We start from the raw sequence: 3980 nt of genomic DNA, 5'->3' as shown, positions 1-3980 counted from the left end.
GGGAATTATACTAAACCAATTTTTAGCTATATTTGAAAACAGGATTAAACTATAAATAATTTAACCCTGAAATTTTGAACTTACACAGATTTTAGGATAGTGTCCTTTTCTTTTTTTTAAAACTGAATTTTATTTGACCATATCAAATTATCAAAAACAATCCAATTCTCGTGGGTTTTCTTTAACCAAACAACTTGTTTCGTCTTTTTATGCTCCCAATATAACTCTTTAACATATATCGTGTCGCTTTCAGTTAAATCTTTTGTTATTTCAAATAAGTCAGACTGATACTCAAGTAAATTAACTTTTTTATGAATAGGAATAATTGTCTCCCGTCTAGGCTTATTCAACTTTTTTACAAGTTCCAATTCTTGCATACCATTAATTGCTTTATCTTTTGTAACTTCCTGACTATTACAAGATTTAAAAATACTAGCCATTAAAATAATTATAAAAAGTTTGTGCATCATGGGTCGATTTTTGTTTCGTATTCAAGGTTTGTCCCCAACTTATCATTAACTGTTTTAGTCAAGGACTCATTATATTCTTTAACAAGTGGTGCTGCAAGCTTATTAATATCCCTTTGTTCGACCACTCCCTGCATTGCTGGTTCAGCCATAATGTTACCTTTCCATCCTTTATTTGCCCCTTTGCCATTTGTATATCTATCTGGCAATCCTATAATGTGTCCAAACTCATGTGGACCTGAATCATCTTGAGATAATGTTTTCCCATTACGTCCTTTACCTCTCCATGTACCTTCATCGCCACCTCTAACAAATGACCTCTTAGAGTTATTATCTATTTCAACGTAATTGTCGGTATTGAAAGGATTGTTTCTGCCAGAGAGTAAGCTAGGTTCAGAATTTTGATTGGATGCGTCGTATTGCTCTACGGTTACATCAAAAACAACATCATAGGTTTTGCCTGAAGAAGCATCTTTGTATTGCCATGTGTTTCCGCTTGCATCTTTACTCCATGCACTCATTATGTTTTTTTGCATTAGTGCTGCGTTTGATTTTGTTGCACCAGAACCATAAACATAAATCGTAGTAGAAATAGTCATTGTATTCCCTTTAATAGCAACTTTAGCATCTCTTCCATCTGGGTCAACAAAAATTATAGGATTATTCAAGCAGTATACGTAAGAAGAAATGCCTGGGTATTTCTCCGCTAATGGATCCACACTCAACCAAAGACTCACCTTAGCATCATAATACCTAGCCCCATAATAACTCAAATTAGTCTCTCTATCCAACTCCTTTCCATTAAACAAATAAGGACTTGAAAAACTCGAGCTATGCTCTTCAAATAAGACCTCCCCAAATCGATTTTTAGGACTCAACGACTCCAAAAAACCAATAAAAAGGGAGTTAAAAGCGATGTGTTCCACGTGTTGACATAAGTTTTCATTTCAAGTTTTGTTTTCTAATAATATCACAGGATGTTGAAAATATATTCTTTTAGATTAAGAATTACACGAAAGGATTCGCTCGAGATATCGGGGTTTTTCTTAAGTAAACTTGGCTGCATTGTAAATTAAAGAATCCGAACATTTTTTACGACATGTATATGTTACGAAGAACAAATTTTAATTACCATTTTGCTATAACAGTTCCTATTACCTGTTCTTCATCTATTAAACCTATAAATCTTGAATCATTAGAGTTATCTCTATTGTCTCCCAAAACAAAATACTTACCTTCCGGGACAACCAAAGGTCCAAAAAAATCTTTGTTCCAATTGTTATTGTATATTCGTTTTATGTGTTCATCTGTATGATTTTTAGGTAAAATAAACCGTCTATCATTTAAATTGTTTTTTTTTGCTAAATTATCTTGAATACATACAAAAAGAGTATCCCCATTTGTTTTTATTAAATCATAATTAGTAATAATTTGCTCATTGCTATTCATACGAACATACTCATTTTTAGTTATCTTATAATCGTGCGCTGTTTGTGCTTTATTTAAAATTTTTCCGTTTCGATAAACAATACCCTTTTTTAACTCTATGATGTCATTGGTTTTTCCTATCAACCTAAAAACGAAAACTTGATGACCTATCAATGAATCATTATAATTAAAAACAATAATATCTTCTATGTCTGATTTCTGGATATTAGTCACGAATAATGTCGCTCCTTGTTCTACATTAGGTTCCATTGTATTTGCTGAAAAGGTATATGTTTTTAAAATTCCTGTAAAACGTATAAGAATTATAATTAATACGATTCCTGTAATTAGGATTAATTTTTTGTTTAATTTTTCAAAAAGTATCATTAAAAAATTTTTATTGAGAAATATGCTATAAATAAAATGAAAATTAATAAAACAAAAATATTTCTTTCAATGTTTTTGTTAGAAATTTCTTGAGTATAGGAGGTTTTACAAAATTTAATTAATATCCAATATATACCACCTCCTAAATACGATAAAAACATATAGGACATATTTTAAAATTTATGTGTTGCTATTTTCATTAATGTACCAGCATCTAGAAAGTTAATGGTTTTTTTCTTAAAATGGTTTATTGCATTCGCTCGGTTATATGAAACCATATCGGAGCCATTTCCTGCAGTTTCCGAGGAAAGGAAATAACCTACTGCGGTTGCCGACATACCTATAGCAACTTTTGCTAAGTTAGATAAAGATGTTCTTTTTAATGACCTATCGATACTAGGAGATATTCCATAATCCCAAACTAACCCTGGTATATCCGAACCACTATTACTTTCTTTATTTCCAAAAGGAGTTCCAAGAAATTTACTCGATAAAAACTCATTTGTTATATTATTAAAATTTCCAAAATCTCCAACATTTACTCCTGCTTTATCATTTATTTTTGCAGAAACTTGTTGTAAGTAAGATTTCCTTTGGTCTAATATTTTAGTCTTATCTAAAATATTTCCTTTGGTGGGACCAAAGTAACTATCTCCCAGGTTTTTAAAATTGTCTGGATTATCTGCTCCTGTAATAAGATTGCCCTCTTTCCAATGTGTAGCTGCCATATCTATAGCCTGTTTTCCTTTGGCATCAAACCATTTTACTTCACCAGTATTCAAGTTCTTTATCCAATCATCAGCACTCTCCTCACTCATGCCCGTAGGGTCTATCAAGTTCAATGGTTTTTGGCTTACGTAAATGTATGGAGAATTCATATAAAACTTCTCCGCCAAAGGATCCACACTCAACCACAAACTAGTCTTCATATCCAAATACCTAGCCCCATAATAGCTAAGGTTCGTTTCTCTGTCGAGTTCCTTCCCGTTGAAAAGATAAGGTGAAGAAAACGAGCTAGAATGCTCCTCAAACAAAATCTCCCCAAAAGCGATATACTCGACATGTTGACTTATGCTTCCATTTTGGGCTGTAATATACGACGTACTTCCGAGATGATCGGGGTGAAAATAAAAAATATCATTTTCGGGTAACCCAATACCTGTAAAACCTTCGGCAGGTTTTACGGTTTCGGGTTTTACGGGTGGGCCAAACTGTACAGGTGGCCCTGGCACGTCGCCGTTCTTGTTCCAGATAGGGTTTCTGGGCCAACCTTCTGGGGGTTCTTGGTTTTCCTCGGTTGGTCTTAAAACGTCACTTGGGTATGGATTACCAGTAAATTCTGGTGTAGCATAAATCCCTTGCTGGGTGGGAGGCCCTGGTGGCACGCCCAACGCTCGTACATAGGTGTCCATGGCTTTTTGCTGTTCGGCAGTCAGCTTTGTATAGTTTACTCCTCCAGCGGTAATGCCCAAGGGCTGTGCAAAGGTTCCGTTGCCTAATTTGCTCACGATACGTCCTGCGCCCTCAAAATAATGCTTGGTAAATTTGCCTTTGCTAATTACAAAATACGGAGAAACATAGCCCGTATAATCATCGGTATGTACAATGGTGGCGGCCGTTTGTCCGTTAATAGCAACATTTTGAGAATCGCCAGCACTTTTTATCACGCGTTCGCCACCAGCATCATAGGTGTATTGA

Annotated in this window: 4 protein-coding genes; all 4 read right to left on the bottom strand. The window is 34.5% G+C overall.

Going from position 1 to position 3980, the window contains the following annotated elements; translation table 11 throughout:
- Positions 1-116 precede the first annotated feature (116 nt).
- Positions 117-470: a hypothetical protein gene (locus ACFFU9_RS12310; RefSeq protein WP_379861757.1), complete on the bottom strand. Its 354-nt coding sequence runs from the start codon at positions 468-470 to the stop codon at positions 117-119.
- Positions 467-1393, bottom strand: a complete 927-nt coding sequence (locus ACFFU9_RS12305; protein ID WP_379861756.1) for an RHS repeat-associated core domain-containing protein — start codon at positions 1391-1393, stop codon at positions 467-469. Before ACFFU9_RS12305 ends, ACFFU9_RS12310 begins: the two co-directional genes overlap by 4 nt.
- Positions 1394-1595: 202 nt before the next feature.
- A complete protein-coding gene (lepB, locus tag ACFFU9_RS12300) occupies positions 1596-2282 on the bottom strand; it encodes a signal peptidase I (protein WP_379861755.1) in 687 nt (228 codons plus the stop codon).
- A gap of 173 nt (positions 2283-2455) precedes the next feature.
- On the bottom strand, positions 2456-3980 hold a 1525-nt coding region (locus tag ACFFU9_RS12295), incomplete at its 5' end, for an RHS repeat domain-containing protein (RefSeq protein ID WP_379861754.1).

It is taken from the genome of Mariniflexile ostreae, assembly GCF_042427585.1.
Taxonomy (GTDB): Bacteria; Bacteroidota; Bacteroidia; order Flavobacteriales; family Flavobacteriaceae; genus Pseudalgibacter; species Pseudalgibacter ostreae.
The sequence above is the reverse complement of the archived record's forward strand: the minus strand, read 5'-3'. Positions and strand labels throughout refer to the sequence as shown.

What these genes read in the sequence shown, in the direction of transcription:
- ACFFU9_RS12310 (WP_379861757.1), bottom strand. Translation starts at nt 470, where the DNA reads ATGATGCACAAACTTTTTATAATTATTTTAATGGCTAGTATTTTTAAA.
- lepB (WP_379861755.1), bottom strand. Translation starts at nt 2,282, where the DNA reads ATGATACTTTTTGAAAAATTAAACAAAAAATTAATCCTAATTACAGGA.